13 protein-coding genes are annotated in these 14,347 nt (G+C 74.1%); 4 read left to right on the forward strand and 9 right to left on the reverse strand.

What is annotated here, in order from left to right:
- The 6 genes from ACFXJ8_RS27165 to ACFXJ8_RS27190 are packed head-to-tail and all read right to left on the reverse strand — an operon-like array spanning position 1 to position 6,796.
- Complete coding sequence (locus ACFXJ8_RS27165) at positions 1 to 1,407, reverse strand: DUF1116 domain-containing protein (RefSeq protein WP_379646789.1); 1,407 nt, start codon at positions 1,405 to 1,407, stop codon at positions 1 to 3.
- Positions 1,404 to 2,921 (reverse strand): lyase family protein, encoded by a 1,518-nt coding sequence (locus tag ACFXJ8_RS27170; RefSeq protein WP_379646790.1) that lies wholly within the window; start codon positions 2,919 to 2,921, stop codon positions 1,404 to 1,406. The genes ACFXJ8_RS27165 and ACFXJ8_RS27170 overlap by 4 nt, the downstream gene beginning before the upstream one ends.
- Complete coding sequence (locus ACFXJ8_RS27175) at positions 2,918 to 3,829, reverse strand: 1-aminocyclopropane-1-carboxylate deaminase/D-cysteine desulfhydrase (RefSeq protein ID WP_379646791.1); 912 nt, start codon at positions 3,827 to 3,829, stop codon at positions 2,918 to 2,920. Before ACFXJ8_RS27175 ends, ACFXJ8_RS27170 begins: the two co-directional genes overlap by 4 nt.
- Complete coding sequence (locus ACFXJ8_RS27180; protein ID WP_379646792.1) at positions 3,826 to 5,160, reverse strand: lyase family protein; 1,335 nt, start codon at positions 5,158 to 5,160, stop codon at positions 3,826 to 3,828. The genes ACFXJ8_RS27175 and ACFXJ8_RS27180 overlap by 4 nt, the downstream gene beginning before the upstream one ends.
- Entirely contained in the window at positions 5,145 to 6,032 is an 888-nt protein-coding gene (locus ACFXJ8_RS27185; protein ID WP_379646793.1) for a hypothetical protein, read from the reverse strand. Before ACFXJ8_RS27185 ends, ACFXJ8_RS27180 begins: the two co-directional genes overlap by 16 nt.
- Entirely contained in the window at positions 6,029 to 6,796 is a 768-nt protein-coding gene (locus tag ACFXJ8_RS27190; RefSeq protein WP_379646794.1) for a phosphosulfolactate synthase, read from the reverse strand. Before ACFXJ8_RS27190 ends, ACFXJ8_RS27185 begins: the two co-directional genes overlap by 4 nt.
- Positions 6,797 to 6,844: 48 nt before the next feature.
- On the opposite strand from ACFXJ8_RS27190, the gene ACFXJ8_RS27195 reads away from it, so the two are divergent.
- Positions 6,845 to 7,798 carry an AIR synthase related protein gene (locus ACFXJ8_RS27195; RefSeq protein ID WP_379646795.1) on the forward strand — a complete coding sequence of 318 codons (954 nt, stop codon included), beginning with the start codon at positions 6,845 to 6,847 and terminating at the stop codon, positions 7,796 to 7,798.
- Positions 7,799 to 7,970: 172 nt separating this feature from the next.
- Positions 7,971 to 8,483, forward strand: a complete 513-nt coding sequence (locus ACFXJ8_RS27200; RefSeq protein ID WP_379646796.1) for a hypothetical protein — start codon at positions 7,971 to 7,973, stop codon at positions 8,481 to 8,483.
- Here the strand turns inward: ACFXJ8_RS27200 and ACFXJ8_RS27205 are convergent.
- The 3 genes from ACFXJ8_RS27205 to ACFXJ8_RS27215 all read right to left on the reverse strand — a co-directional run bounded on the left by ACFXJ8_RS27205 (position 8,473) and on the right by ACFXJ8_RS27215 (position 11,981).
- Positions 8,473 to 8,862, reverse strand: coding sequence for an Imm7 family immunity protein (locus ACFXJ8_RS27205; RefSeq protein WP_379646797.1), 390 nt, complete (start codon positions 8,860 to 8,862; stop codon positions 8,473 to 8,475). The genes ACFXJ8_RS27200 and ACFXJ8_RS27205 overlap by 11 nt on opposite strands.
- Positions 8,863 to 8,928: 66 nt before the next feature.
- Positions 8,929 to 9,351 carry a hypothetical protein gene (locus tag ACFXJ8_RS27210; protein WP_379646798.1) on the reverse strand — a complete coding sequence of 141 codons (423 nt, stop codon included), beginning with the start codon at positions 9,349 to 9,351 and terminating at the stop codon, positions 8,929 to 8,931.
- 38 nt (positions 9,352 to 9,389) lie between these two features.
- Complete coding sequence (locus ACFXJ8_RS27215) at positions 9,390 to 11,981, reverse strand: ATP-binding protein (RefSeq protein WP_379646799.1); 2,592 nt, start codon at positions 11,979 to 11,981, stop codon at positions 9,390 to 9,392.
- Between the two features lie 111 nt (positions 11,982 to 12,092).
- Between ACFXJ8_RS27215 and ACFXJ8_RS27220 the strand changes: the two genes are divergently transcribed.
- The gene (locus ACFXJ8_RS27220; protein ID WP_379646800.1) at positions 12,093 to 13,157 is read left to right on the forward strand and encodes an alkene reductase; all 1,065 of its coding nucleotides are present in this window, start codon (positions 12,093 to 12,095) and stop codon (positions 13,155 to 13,157) included.
- Entirely contained in the window at positions 13,154 to 14,347 is a 1,194-nt protein-coding gene (locus ACFXJ8_RS27225; protein WP_379646801.1) for an MFS transporter, read from the forward strand. The genes ACFXJ8_RS27220 and ACFXJ8_RS27225 overlap by 4 nt, the downstream gene beginning before the upstream one ends.

A 14,347-nucleotide genomic window follows, 5' to 3' on the forward strand; every position in this document is an offset into this window, starting at 1 on the left:
TCATGGCGGGGCGCGGTGGGCCCGCGCCAGGGCCAGCAGCGCCTGGCGGAACGCCGCGAAGGGCGCGCTCGCCACCCCCGCGCCCACCTGGCCGGCGCCGGAGCTGACGTGCAGGATGCCGGTGTTCACCCGCGGGGTGATCCCGGTCTCGACGACCCTGCGCACGTCCACGCCGAGCGGTGTGCCGCGGAAGTCCATCGTGGGCAGCGTGAACCTGGTGCTCTCGGCCGCGCAGATCCGGCGCGTCTCGGCGGTGGCGCTGGCGGCGTCGGCCATGGAGCCGCCCAGGAACGCGGCCACCGCGGGCGATCCCGCGCTCGCCGAGCCGCCGAGCCCGACCAGTTCGAGCACGGCGCTGTCGCCGATGTCGGGCGCGCCGTCCCGCGGGCCGTACCCGGGGTGGAACAGCGCCGCCTCCACCGGGGGGCTGTCGGCGACGAACCAGCGCCGGTCGCCCGCCAGTTTCACGCCGTACGTGGTGCCGTTGCGCGCCATGGTCGTGACGATGCTGGAGCCGGGGACACGCCCGGCCGACAGGGTGAGCGCCTTCGCGCTCGCCATGGCCATGGTGAGGAAGAACAGGTGGTTGGCCGACAGGTAGGCGCTGAAGGCGGCCACGTCCGCGCTGTCGCCGCCGAGGGCGGCGATCGCGGGCAGCATCGTGCGCAGCACGATGCCGGTCGAGGCCTGGACGCGCATGTGGACGTCATCGCCCATCTGCACGCCCTGGGCGGCGATCGCGAACGTGTCGATCGGCCCCGTCCGCGCGACGATCTCCTTCAGCATCGGACCGGCCACCGTACGAAGGAAGACCAGCCGCTCGATCGCGGCGGGAGATTCCCTGCCCAGCCAGGCCACATCACCTGAACCCTGGCCCAGCGGCGCGAACGCCCGCGTTCCGCCCGCGGGATCGTCCACCACCCAGACCGGCGCGCTCGGCCCGAGCGCGGTCGCCAGCGGCACCACGGTGTCGTGCTCGTTGGCCGCCGAGAGCGTGACCTCCCCCGAGGTCAGCAGCCGCTCGGCGGTGCCCGGCTCGTCGGCCCAGCCTTCGGCGACGACCGCCGCCCGCATCGAGCGCCGCAGCGGATCGCACACCTCGGCCCACGCGATCGGCGGTCCCGCGTGCAGGAGCGAGCGATCGCCCATCCCGGGGACCACCTCCATCGCCGGGCGGACGTCGACCACGTACGGCACCTCGCGGTCGAGTCTGCGCAGCACCTCGGCGTTCGCCGCCTCGAGGTCGGCCGCGTACACGTCGGTCAGCGCCCGCACCAGCTCCGGATCGCCGTGCGCGGGCGGCCGCGCGTCTACCTGGACCACCGCCGCGCCCTGCGCCGCCACCGCGTCGGCGAACATCCGCAGCCCCACGTTGACGACCCGCGCCTCGCTCGGCAGCTCGATCATGGCGCCTCCCTGCCGAGACTCATGGCGCGGGCGCGGATGGCCTCCTCCGCCGCGTGGACGGCCGCGCGGCGCGCCGCCGCGTCCGCGCTCAGCCCGGCGGCCTGCTCGCGGACGCGTTCGATCATCGGGGTCACCGCCGACGGCGCGGCCCCGCCCAGGGCGGTGCGCGAGCCGACCAGGGCCTCCGGTGTGAGGCTCTCCCGCAGCTCCGCGTCGTCGAGGCTCCAGCGGGCCCCCGCGACCTCGGTCGCGGCGCGGGCGATCGCCTCGGCGTCCAGCGCCGCGCCGTGCCGTAGCGCGTGCTGGACGACCCGGTGGGCGGTGCGGTAGTCGGCGTGGAAACGCAGCATCAGCAGCTCCGCCAGGTCGGCGGCCTGGGTACGGCCGGTGGCCAGCGCGGCGCGCATGCGTGCGGCATCCGCCTCGATCGTGCGGACCACTCCGGTCGTCAGGCGCGTCACCCGGTGCGCGAGGTCGAGGGCGCGGGGCAGCTCGCCGTACAGATAGATGAGGTTGTCGCTGCGGGCCGACGGGGTCTTGGTGACGGCGGTCAGGCCGGTCAGGCGGCCCACCATGACGCCCGCCGAGCCGCGGACGACCGTGAGGGCGTAGGGGTTGCGCTTGTGCGGCATGGCGACGCTCGGGCGGCTGTAGGCCTCGGCCGGCTCGACGAAGCCGAACTCGGCGCTGGCGAAGATCTCCAGGTCTTCGGCGAGCTTGTCCTGGGTGAGCAGCAGGCTCGTGGCCGCGGCCAGGACGTGCGTGAACGGGTCGGTCTGCCACATGGCGTCGCGGGTGTGCGCGATCGCGTGGTCGAAGCCGAGCGCCCGCGCCGTGGCGTCGCGGTCGTCGAGGATCGGCGAGCCGTTGGCCGCCCCCGAACCGGCCGGGCTCGCGTTGACGTGGCCGAACTCGGCGGCCAGCCGTACGGCGTCGCGCAGGACGGGGTCGGCGAAGGACAGCAGGTAGTGCCCGAAGGTGGTCGGCTGCGCCTGCTGCAGGTAGGTGTAGTCGGGCATGAGCGTGGCCAGGTGCCGTTCGGCCTGGTCGGCGAGCGTCGCGGCCAGGGCGCAGGCGGCGTCGACCAGGTCGAGGATCTGCCCGCGCACCCGGATGCGGAAGGCGGTGCGCACCGCCTCGCGGCGGGTGCGTCCGGCCCGCAGCCACCCGGCGTCGTCGCCGATCCGGGCGAGGAGCAGGCGTTCACGGGCCGCGTACGGCTCGCCGCACCGCGGGTCGTACCCGACGGCCTCGGCGGGCATGGCGGCGAGGTCGAGCAGCGCGCCCAGCAGCGGGCCGCGCGCTCGCTCGGGCAGGATCGCCCGGTCGGCGAGCTCGACGCAGTGGGCCAGGTCGGCCAGTCCCAGCGCGTGATGGAGCCACGGCGCGTCGGCCATCTCCCAGGCGTAACCCGCGGCCACCAGCTCCTCCGCGGGCTCGAAGGCCGTCGCCCCCGCGATCAGCTCTGGGTCGCCGGTCATGCCGCCCGCCACCAGCTCCGGATCGTCGGTCATGGCGCCGCTCCGGCCAGGAGCTCCAGTGCGCCGGGCAGGCCGCCGGTGTGCCAGAGCACGATGGGAGCCGTCTCGCCCCGCGCCCGCAGTCCCGCGACCGCGGCCAGCGCCTTCGTGCCGTACTTGGCGTCGAACAGCACGCCGTCGCCGCGCAACGCGCGCAGCATGAGGTCCGCGTCCCGATCGTGGGACTGCCCGGTGGCGTCGACCAGCTCCCAGTCCGTGACCTCCGCGACGCCCATGCGCGCGACGAGGTCGAGGATCTCGCCCCTGATCTGGTGCAGCGGCCTGCTCACCGACACCCCGTGGACGCGCCACCTCGCCCCGATGGCGGCCCGTCCGGCGAGCAGCCCGGCGATCGACGCCCCCGATCCCACCGGCAGTACCACGACCACGTCGTCAGGGTCGGCGACAGTCAGCTGCGCGGCCAGCTCCCGCGCGGCACGCGCGAACCCGAGCGCTCCGGTGGGCGTGGCGCCGCCACGGGGCATCGGGTAGGGCGCCCGCCCTTCGTCGCGCAGCCGGTCGGCCCGCTCGTCGATCAGCTTGTCGAGTGCGGCCCGGTCGGAGCCGGTGTGGAGCACCTTCGCGCCGGAGCACGCCGCCATCCGCACCGTGAGGGGCGCCGGTTCGCCTGCCGTACCCGAGACGAGCAGCTCGCACTCGAGGCCGCACACCGACGCCGCCAGCCCAGCCCCGGCGATGAAGTTGGATCCCGGGCTGCCGCCGGTGACCAGGACGTCGGCTCCGCGCGCCAGGGCGTCGCCCACCAGGTACTCCAGGGCTCGCGCCTTCGCTCCGGCCAGCCCGAAGCCGCTGAGGTCGTCGCGTTTGAGATAGAGGCCGTCGAGCGCCACCCGCTGCAGCGGCGTGGGCAGCAGGGCCAGCGGACGGCGCGGCGGGTTCATCGGGCGGCTCCGGGAGTGCCGCGGGCGACCACCGCGTCGACCATCGCGGACGCCGTGCCGAGCTCAGGGCTCGCGGTCCAGGCGGCGAGGTCGGCCGGGTCGGCCACGCCGCGGGCGGCGAGCACGCTCACCAGGTCGGCGGAGTGCGCCTCCTGTAGTGCCTCCTGCAGCAGGTCCTGGGCGCGGTGCTTGCCCACCCGCCGCGACAGCTCGGCCAGGACGCGTTCCGACGCCCACCGGTGGCCGGTGCGCCGGAGGTTCTCGCGCATGCGGCCGGCGTCGACCACGAGGCCGTCGACGAGGTCGGCCGCCAGAGACGCGGCCGTGCCCGCCGCGAGCGTGACGTCGGGCAGCGCCGCCCATTCCGCCTTCCAGGCGCGTCCGTCACGTTCGTGCCCGCCGGTCATGCCCTCGACCAGGACGCCCGAGGCCGCTCTTGCGAGCCGGGCGAGCGTGTCGAGGTGCTCGCTGATCTCGGGGTTGCGTTTGTGCGGCATGGTGATGCTGCCGACTGCGGCCCGCGCCGTACCCTCCGACAGTTCGGCGATCTCCGGTCGCTGCAGCTCGTAGACCTCGTTGCCGATGCGGGCGAGCGTGGCGGCGGCCATGCTCATGACCATGCCGAACTCCGCCACGCGGTCGCGGGCCGAGGTCCACGACACGAGCGGGTCGCGCAGCCCGAGCCGGGCGCAGAACAGCTCCCGCAGCCGCGGGCCGTACGGCTCGAAGAAGCCCAGCACGCCGACCGCCCCCGCGAGCTGGCCCACCGACCAGCGCGCGTCCCCCTCACCGAGCCTGACGATGTGGCGTCCGACCTCGTCGGCCCAGGTCGCGACCTTGAAGCCGAAGGTGATCGGGGCACCCGGCTGGCCGTGCGTGCGCCCGCTCATGACCGTGTCGCGGTGTTCGGCCGCCAGGCGCAGCAACGACCCGTGCGCGCGGATCAGGTCGTCCCTGACGAGCCGCCCGGCGTCCCGCATCACCAGCCCGAACCAGGTGTCGGTCAGGTCCTGGACGGTGGCGCCGTAGTAGACGTACTCCCGCGCGGGCTCGGGCAGCAGCCGTTGCAGCCCGCGGATGAGCCCCAGGGTGGAGTGCGACGTACGCCGGGTCTCGGCGGCCACGAACGCCAGGTCGAGGCGCTCGGCTCGGGCGTGTTCGGCGATCTGCCCGGCCGCCGCGTCGGGGATCAGCCCGAGCTCGGCCTGTGCGGCGGCCAGCGCGGCCAGGATGTCCAGCCAGGTCTGCATCCGCCGCTCGAAGATGGCGCTGAGCTCCGGCGTGGTCCACAGCTGCGCGTACTCCGGCGATTCGGTCAGACGGGTCGCCATGACGGCTCCCATCGGCGCGCCACGATCCGCAGCGCCTCGCGCACCTGTTCCAGGGTGGCGCCCCAGGGCACGACGACGGCGCCATCGGCCTGCTCGATCCGGTCCTCGAGCAGGCAGCACTTGGTGAGAGTCGGGACGCGCGGGTCGCGGGCCCGCGACCTGGGGCAGATCTCCACACTCTCGGCCTGCATGCCGTAGAACCACTGGTGGATCTCCCGCGACCGCGCGCAGCCGAGCAGCGTCCACTCCTGGAACTCGGGCCGCTGGTCCAGGTAGAGGGTGGAAGCACCGGCGACACTCACCCCCGAACCACCGCACGGCAGCAGATAGCGGGCGGCCGGCGCCCGCGAGGCGAGCGCCTGGAAGCCGACGGTGTCGGCCACTGGCTCGATCGGCGGCAGGTCCTCGGCCACCTCCAGCAGCCGCCGCACCTGGTCGAGCAGCTTGGGCGGCTCCGGCGGCACGATCTCCTGTACGGCCAGCCGCAGCGGCTCGGGGTCCACGATGAAGCTGACGTGTCCGTACCTGCCTTCGACCACGACGGCCCGCACGCCCGGAGCTCGCGAGAGCGCGATCCGCGCCATCGTGGACGGCACCGCCGTGTCGGCCTCGGGCGCCCGGACGAACGCGCACTCCCCCGGCGGCCCAAGCACCTCGACCGAGACGATCGGCGAGAACAGCGGCTCGTCCGACTCCTTCACCACCCGCAGCAGCGCCGTACGGTCGCCGTCGTCGCGGACCACGAGGAAGCGGGTGCGCCGGTAGGCCTCGCGCCCCAGGAGGAACCGGCGCAGGCCGGACTCGGTGAGCGGGCCGCGCACGCGCGCCACCGCAACGCCCCGGTAGGCGCTCGGGACCAGGTTGGGCGTCATGGACGCTGGTGGATCGAGAGCGCGGCGGTGTCCGCGCGCAGTCCGAGCCGGAGCGTGGCCAGCGGGAGCACGTCATCGGGCGCGATGTTGGCAAGGTTGACGGCGGGGCCGAACCGGTTGACCAGCCAGGCCTGCTGGGCCGTGCGAGGTGCCTCGAACATCACCCTCTCGACACCCGCGGCGCTGACGGCGGCCTCGATGATGTCCGGCCGGGGGTGGCCCGAGCCGTCGTAGATGCCGACCGTGCCGCTCTCGCGGCCTTCGGTGACGATCCAGGTGGCGCCTGCGGCCAGGTCCTCGCCGATCTCGTCGCGCCACTGGGCGGCCGACAAGGGTGCTTCGGCGTCCTTGACGCCGGTCTCGGCGAAGACGACGAACGCCTGGGTGGCCTTCTTGATGAGCTCCCGCTTGTCGTCCAGGGCCATGTCGACGACTCCGCGGGAGACCTCGACGGCGTCGAATCCGACGCTCTCCGCCCAGGCGAGGCATTCGTCGGCCCGGCCCTGCGCCCAGGCGATCTCGAGCAGGGTGCCGCCCAGGCAGCTGGTGACCCGGTGGGCCCGCAGGAGGCGGAGCTTGCGGCCGAGACCGCGATCGAGGTAGGCGATGCCCCAGCCGACCTTCCAGACGTCGATGTGCTCGCCGGTCAGCTCGAGCGCCCCGGCGGCGGCGTCGGGGGTGAGGCCCCTGTCGAGGACGTGGGTGCGGCCTGACTCGCGTGGCTTGCCGGCCACGGTGGGTAGGGAGAGAAAGCCAGGTCCCACGTTGTCTATATTACGATGAGCGTTTACTTTCCGACAAGAGGTGGCCGTATGGCCGAGCTCGACGAGGTCGTCGCCGCGGTGGCGAGCAGTCCGGCGATCATGGCCAAGCGCGCCATCGGGCTGGTGTCGGAGGTGCTCGGCGCCTCCGAATGGATCGCGGGTCCCGGCGACGACGGCGCCGCCGTCGAGGTGGGCGGCACCACGGTCATCGCCTGCGGCGAGGCGCTGTGGCCCCCGTTCGTCCGCGCCGACCCTTTCGGCGCGGGCGTGGCGGCCGTGCTGACCAACGTCAACGACGTGGCCGCGATGGGCGGGGTGCCCGTGGGGATCGTCGACACGGTCGTCGCGGACGAGGCCACCGCTCGCGCGGCCCTGGAGGGCATGCGCTACGCCTCGCGGCTGTACGACGTCCCGATCGTCGGCGGCCATCTCACGATCTCCGACACCGCCCCGTCGATCTCCGCCTTCGCCGTCGGATCGGCGCGGGCCCTGCTGTCGGCCACCCACGTCCGTCCGGGACAGGACCTGGTCATGGCCGCCTGCGTCGAGGGCACCATGCGGGACGACTTCCCGTTCTTCCCCTCCTTCGACGAGCGCGGCTCCGATCTCGCGGGGGATGTCCGCCTGCTGCCGGAGATCGCGGACAAGGGCCTGGCCGTGGCGGCCAAGGACATCAGCATGGCGGGCCTGGTCGGATCGCTGGCCATGCTGCTCGAATGGGGGGCCTTCGGCGCCGACGTGGACCTGGCGGCGCTCCCCCGCCCCGAGGGCGTCCCCCTGACGATGTGGTGCACCTGCTTTCCCTGCTACGCCTTCCTGCTGACCTGCAAGCCCCATCACACCGGCTCCTGCGTGCGCGCCTTCACCTCGCGCGGCCTGGCGGCGGCCAGGGTCGGCGGCGTCGACGGGACGGGGACGATCGTCCTGAGCGCCGGCGGTCGCTCGCTGCCCGCCTTCGACCTGAGAGCCCGGGGGGTGACCGGCCTGGCCCGCCCCACGTGACTCCTCCGCCATTCCCGGCCTGACCAGCGCCAACCGGCGCGCGCCCATCGCCGGCCTGCCCGACTGGAGCAAGGCAGGCTACCGGGGCGGTGCCGCCCTGCCCGGGCCCGCCGAGGCGCACCCCGACGCGGCCTGCCACCTCACCCCGCAGGAACTCGCCGCCCAGTACGGCGTGCGCGCCGACGGCAGCGACGCCAGCACCGGCCTCCAGTCGGCCATCGACGCGATCAGGACGACGTGCACACCGACCGCCGGATACACCAGGCTCTCCTCCATCACGATGCCGCCCGGCCGGATCGTCGTCACCAGACAGCTCGCTCTCGACGCCGACTACCTGGTGCTCAGGGGCGCGGGCATGGCCCGGACGGTGCTCGCCTTCCGTCCCGGCACCGACACCCGCTGGGCCGGAAACGAGACCGTCGACTACACCGGAGCCGGGGTCAACGCCTCGATGACCGACGCGTCGGGCTCGCTGTTCCTCAGGAGCACGGGTTCCGGCGGGGAGAGGCTGCTGTCGCGCGGCGGGACCGACGACCTCGCCGTCACCGGCAGCGGGCGCCACATCCGTCTGTACGGCACCAGCCGCGGCACCCCGTACGGCTACTCCCTCTGGGAGTTCGAGGTCTACGGCACCACCGTCGTCAACGCCAGGACGGGCCTGACCAACATCCCGGTCACCCCGTAGGCCACCCCTCACGGCCCCCGGGATCGCCCGGGGGCCGTGTTGTCGGCCAGGGGTCCTCCAGGGTGGGGATCACCGGCGACAGCAGCGGGTCGGCGTGCTCACTCACCTCGCCGCGCGCCAGCCGGAAGACCCGGAACCCGTTCGGGTGGGAGCCCTCGTCATCCCACACGTGGAGCAGCCCGTAAGAACCGGGCGCGATCCGTCCGACCCGCTCGAACAGCGCGAGGAGCACCGCACCCCACCCGCCGTCGCGGTTGGGCTGCCCGGCCAGATGCAGGAACGGCGTGCCGTTCATCCAGCGCAGGTCGACCAGCCCGTAGTCGCCCAGCTCGGCCAGGCAGGCGCGGACCTGCTCCATGCCGTTCCAGCCGGCCGTCACCGTCGTCCTCGACGCCTGCCGTGTCGCGGATGGTCACCCACCCGTGATACTCGAACATGCGGCGATTCAGTCCGGCGCCCAGTACTTCTCGAGCGCCTTCTCCAGATCCCGCACCACCGGGCTCCAGGAAGCCGGCAGCGTGTAGCGGCTGACGCGGTGGCCCCGGTAGGCGATCGTGTACTTGATGAAGTCGGCCCCCTGCGGCTGGGCCTCGGAGCGCCCGAGGCGCAGGCGCTTGAGGTGGCCGCGCAGCGTCCGCATCTCCTTCGGGGTCAGGCACTTGTCCACGGTCGGCCCGGTCCGGCGTGCCAGGCGTGCGCACCCGTTGGTGTACACGGTGACGCGGTCGTCGAAGCCCGCGAAGCCGCCTTGCCGGTAGAGCGTGACCAGCGTCTTCGTCTTGGGGGTGAGCGCCTGGGCCGGTGGCGCGACGCCCGTGCTCAGCGAAAGGAGCAGGGCCGGTAGGAGCGCGATTCGCCAGATCCTCATGTCCCTATGACGTATCAGATCGCCGAACGGCTCACCGTCTAGTCCAGATCGAGGGCGGCCAGTTGGCGCCGGGAGGTGACGCCGAGTTTGGGATAGGCCTTGTACAGGTGGTGCTCCACGGTTCGCGCGCCGAGGAACAGCCGTGCCGCGATCTCCCTGCTGCTGTGGCCCGCGGCTGCCAGCCGTACCACCTGGAGCTCCTGGGGGGTGAGCCGGTCGAGCAGGTGCGGCGCGGTGGCCTGCGCGGCGGTGGCGCCGGACTCGCCCGTCGCCCGCAGTTCGGCGCGGGCGCGGTCCGCCCACGGGGCGGCGCGCAGCCGCTCGAAGGTCTCCAGCGCCGAGCGCAGCGGCACGCGGGCGTCGGCTCGGCGGCGAGCCCGGCGCAGCCATTCGCCGTAGAGCAGCTCGGTGCGGGCCCGCTCGAAGGGCCTGCCCGCGCCCTCGTGCAGCCGCAACGCCTGCAGGTGGTCGTCCTCGTCGTCGCTCAGCAGCGCCCGGCATCGCAGTGCGACCGCCTTGGCCCACTGCTGGCCACTGGCCTGCGCCCAGTCCTCGAACCTGCGCAGCGGCTGCGCGGCCCGTTCAGGCCAGCCCAGTCGTACCGCGGCCTCGACCTGGTCGGCGCCGGCGACGATGAGCTCCACGGCGTTGCGCCCCGGGCCCGACCAGGCCGTCTCCAGCCGGTGCAGCGCCGGCTCGTACCTGCCCGTCCCCAGCTCCAGCAGCGACAGCGCGATGTCGCAGGTCGCCTTGTCCTCCTGCGGCGCCTCACGGGCCAGCCTCCGGCAGCGCTCCTCGTCGCCCTCGATGGCCGCGATCCGCGCCGCCACGCCGTTGAGCAGAGCGACCCGCTGTTCCAGGCCGGTGTCACGGGCGATCGCGACGGCCTCGGCCACCGTCGCCTCGGCGTCGCCGTGCAGTCCTGTCCGCACCTGGACCTGGGCCAGCAGTTGCAGCGCCTGCGGCAGGGAGCCGATGCGCCCGTGCTCCCGCAGCCGGGTCACCTCCGCCGCGGCCAGCGCGAGGGTGCTGGCGTCGGCGCCGAGGATCACGCCGCTGTGCAGCATCCGCGCGGCGTCGTCGCCGTCGGCGCCGGCGAGGTAGCGCGCCAGCTCCGGCAGTCCGTGGGCGTAGTCCTCCTCGACCAGGTGCGCCAGGCCGCGCACCATCAGGTCGTCGGCGCCCATGGCCGTCAGCCGCTCGGCCGCCGCACGCACTGGGTCGGGGTCGCAGGAGAACCAGGCGTAGGTGGCGCTGGTGCGCAGCATGGCGACGGCCTGCTCGGGTTCGGCCGTGGCCGCGCCGTCGATCAGCAGCTGGGCGGCCTGTTTGCCGTCGCCGAGCTCGAAGAGCGCGGCGGCGCGCACCTGTGTGGCTCCTGATCGTTCGGCCAGTTCGGCGGCCTGGCCGGCGTGCCCGCCCGCCAGGGCGGCGGCCGCCGCCACCCCCAGCAGCCGGGCCTGCTCGGCGGGCTCGGGGGCGAGCCTGGCCGCCTGCTGGTAGAAGCGCGCCGCCGACGTGTACGCGGTGCGGCCGGCCGCTCGATCCCCCGCTGCGGCGAGCTCGGCGGCGACGTCCGCGTCCGGTTCGGCCGTCGCGGCGGGCAGATGCTGGGCGCGGCATTCCGGCGAGGGAGCGAGCTCGAGCATGGCCCGGTGTACGGCGACGCGCCTGGCCAGCGGCGCTCCCTGGTAGGCGGCGGTGGCGATCAGCGGATGGCGGAAGACGAGACGGCCTTCGTCCTCGCGGACCAGCCCGGCCCGTTCGGCCTCCTCCAGGTCCTCGAGGCCGACGCCCATCAGCTGACCGGACCGCAGCAGCAGCGGCAGGTCGCCGCGGCCCTCGGCGGCCGCGATCAGCAGCATCAGCCGCGTCCGCTCGGGCAGCGCGCCGATCTGGTCGCGGAAGGAGGCCAGCACCCGGTCGGCCACCCGCAGGTGCACGGCCCCCGTCGGGTTGCCCGGCTGCGCGGCGGCGAACTCGATGAGCGCCAGCGGATTGCCCGCGGACTCGACGATGACCTGCTCGCGCATGGCCGGCGCGAGCCCGTGCGTGGTGAGCAGCAGGGTCGCGTCGTCCGCGGCCAGCCTGGAGGGCCGCAGCTCGGTCAGCCCCGGGGCGGTCAGGCCCTCCTCCCGCGTGGCGAACACCATCGCGACGCCCTCGGCGGCCAGCCGCCTGGCCGCGAACAGCAGCGCGTCGGCGCTGGCCCGGTCGAGCCATTCGGCGCTGTCGACCAGGCACAGCACGGGGCCGCGCTCGGCCAGGTCGGCCAGGAGGGTGAGGACGGCCAGGCCCGTCAGGAACCGGTCGGCCGCCGGCGCGGAAACCGTGCCCAGCACCGCCCGCAACGCGGCGGCCTGCGGCTCGGGCAGCGCGTCGAGCTGGTCCTGCACCGGCCACAGCAGCTGGGCCAGACCGGCGAAGGGCAGGTCGGCCTCGGGCTCGATGCCGGTGATCCGCATGACGCGCACGCCCGTCGCCGACGCCTCACGGTCGATCCAGTCGAGCAGCGCGGTCTTGCCGATGCCCGCCTCGCCACGCAGCACGAGGGCGCCGCTGCGGCTGTCGCGGGCCGCCCTCACCAGCTCCTCCAGCGCCGCCTGCTCGACGGCCCTGCCGTACAGCACGAATCCCGCCCCCCGCCTACGTAACCAGACCAGTAGACCTTACTGATTCGGGCGAGAACGCTTCGCTCCTACCTTCGTGGCGTACCGATTCGCCGTGAAGAAGAGGATCTGATGAACGAGTTTTTCGAGCCGGTGACCGTGGGCAAGCTGGATCTGCCCAACCGCCTGTTCATGGCGCCGATGACCCGCAGCCGCGCCGTCGGCGGGCTGGTGACCGAGCTGGCGGCGGAGTACTACGCGCAGCGTGCGGGGGCGGGGCTGATCATCACGGAGGGCATCCAGCCGTCCGTGATCGGCCAGGGCTTCATCGGCACGCCGGGGCTCCACTCACCTGAGCAGGTGGCGGCCTGGCGGCGGGTGACCGACGCCGTCCACGACCGCGGCGGGCGGATCTTCGCGCAGTTGATGCACTCCGGCCGGGTCGGCCACCCCTGCCTGTATCCGGACGACGCGCTGCCGGTGGCGCCGTCCGCGATCGCGTCAGGTGAGCAGATCTACACCGCCGACGGCCTGCTGGACCACCCGACGCCGCGGGAGCTGAGCGAGGCCGACATCGCCGCCACCGTCGGGGACTTCGTCGCCGCCGCCCGCAACGCCATCGAGGCCGGTTTCGACGGCGTGGAGTTGCACGGCGCGAACGGCTTCCTGATCCACCAGTTCCTGTGCGGCAGCGCCAACGCCCGCACCGACGCCTACGGCGGGTCGATCGCCAACAGGATCCGCTTCGCCGTCGAGGTCGTCGCGGCGGTCAGCGACGCGATCGGCCCCGAGCGGGTGGGCCTGCGGATCTCGCCCCGCAACCCCAACAACGGCATCCGCGAGCGGGACTCCGCCGAGCTGTACGACGCGCTGGTCGAGGCGCTGGCGCCCATCGAGCCGGCCTACCTGCACATCATGGAGTGGGACAGGGAGCTCACCCAGCGGATTCGCGCCGCGTGGCCCGGCACGCTGGTCCTCAACCCCTACGCGGGCGAGCAGCAGTCCACCCCTGACTACGCCGCCGCGGCCCTGCGCGAGGGCCTGGCCGACGCGGTCACCCTCGCCAGGTTCTGGCTGGCCAATCCCGACCTCGTCGAGCGCGTCAGGGCGGGCGGACCCTACAACCCGGTCGATCCCGCGACGTTCTATGGCGGCGACCACCAGGGCTACACCGACTACCCGAGGCTGGAGCAGTGAGCACCGGGCTGCTCGGCGAACCGGTCAGGCACGCCCGGCTGCCCGCGTTCTGGCTGGCGCTGCTGGCCGGGCCGATGTCCTTCGGCATCGCAGGGCCCGCGCTCATCCTCGACGACGCGGCGCGGGACCTCGGCGTGCCGACCGGTTCGGCGACCTGGGTGGTCACCGCGTTCGGCTGGGGCATCGCGGTCGGGACGCCGCTGATGTCCCGGCTGCTCGGGCACCGGGGCACGCGGGCCGCGCTGGCGGTCTGCGCCCTGTTCCTTGTGGTGGGGGCGGCCCTGGTCGTCGCCGTCCCCGCCCTGCCCATGCTCGTCGCCGGCAGCGCGGCGCAGGCGCTGGGCGCCGCGGGAATGACCGGCACCGCGATGAACCTCGCGGACTCGCCGCGGCGGATGGGTCTGGCGACGGCGTCCCTCGCCGTGGTCGGCTCGGTCGCGCCGCTGGCCGGTTCGCTGGTCGCCGACCTGCTGTCGTGGCAGGTCGCGCTCGCGCTGCCCGCGCTCGCGGTGCTGGCCGTACCCGCCGTGGCCCGCAGCGCGCCGCCGCGGCCTGCCGAGCCGTACCCCTTCGACGCGGCCGGCGCCGCGCTCCTGACCACGATGGTGACGGCGCTGGTCTTCCTCCCCCACCAGCCGCTGGTCGCGGCGGCGGGCGCGCTGGTCGCGGGGGTGCCGCTCGCCCTCTGGATCAGGGCCAGGCCGGACGGCTTCGTGCCTGCCGTCCTGGTCCGCACGCCCCGCTTCATGCTCTCCTGCGGGCTGGCGTTCGCGCTGGCCGTGGGCAACTTCGCGCTGATGTACGCGCTGCCGGTACGGCTGGCGCCGCACTGGACGGCCGGCCAGATCGGAATGGCCATGGTGTGGCCGCTGCTGCTCGGCGGCACGCTGTCGTGGTTCGTCGTCGCGGCGTCGGCCCGCGTTCGCCCCGGACTGGTCATCGGGGCGCTCGCCGTCCTCGGCGGGGCCGCGCCCGTCGCGGTCGCGATCGGCGACTGGCCGCCGGTTCTGCTGGTCGCCCAGGCCGCCGCCTCGATCGCGGCCGCCTCGGGCCAGGGCGTGCTCGCCGTGCGGGCCACCTCGTCGGTGTCGCAGGCGCACCGGCCGGCCGCGATCGGCCTGTTCAACCTGGCCTACCTGCTCGGCGCCGCTTTCGGGCCTGCCATCGTGTCACTCCTGCTGGAGGTTTGA

Origin of the sequence: Nonomuraea sp. NPDC059194 (assembly GCF_042754765.1) — a bacterium.
In the GTDB taxonomy this organism is placed as follows: domain Bacteria; phylum Actinomycetota; class Actinomycetes; order Streptosporangiales; family Streptosporangiaceae; genus Nonomuraea.

Bases quoted from the DNA above. Each gene is read 5' to 3' on its own strand.
- ACFXJ8_RS27170 (WP_379646790.1), bottom strand. From the start codon at position 2,921: ATGACCGACGATCCGGAGCTGGTGGCGGGCGGCATGACCGGCGACCCA.
- ACFXJ8_RS27210 (WP_379646798.1), bottom strand. From the start codon at position 9,351: ATGAGGATCTGGCGAATCGCGCTCCTACCGGCCCTGCTCCTTTCGCTG.
- ACFXJ8_RS27220 (WP_379646800.1), top strand. From the start codon at position 12,093: ATGAACGAGTTTTTCGAGCCGGTGACCGTGGGCAAGCTGGATCTGCCC.
- ACFXJ8_RS27165 (WP_379646789.1), bottom strand. From the start codon at position 1,407: ATGATCGAGCTGCCGAGCGAGGCGCGGGTCGTCAACGTGGGGCTGCGG.
- ACFXJ8_RS27185 (WP_379646793.1), bottom strand. From the start codon at position 6,032: ATGACGCCCAACCTGGTCCCGAGCGCCTACCGGGGCGTTGCGGTGGCG.
- ACFXJ8_RS27175 (WP_379646791.1), bottom strand. From the start codon at position 3,829: ATGAACCCGCCGCGCCGTCCGCTGGCCCTGCTGCCCACGCCGCTGCAG.
- ACFXJ8_RS27195 (WP_379646795.1), top strand. From the start codon at position 6,845: ATGGCCGAGCTCGACGAGGTCGTCGCCGCGGTGGCGAGCAGTCCGGCG.
- ACFXJ8_RS27180 (WP_379646792.1), bottom strand. From the start codon at position 5,160: ATGGCGACCCGTCTGACCGAATCGCCGGAGTACGCGCAGCTGTGGACC.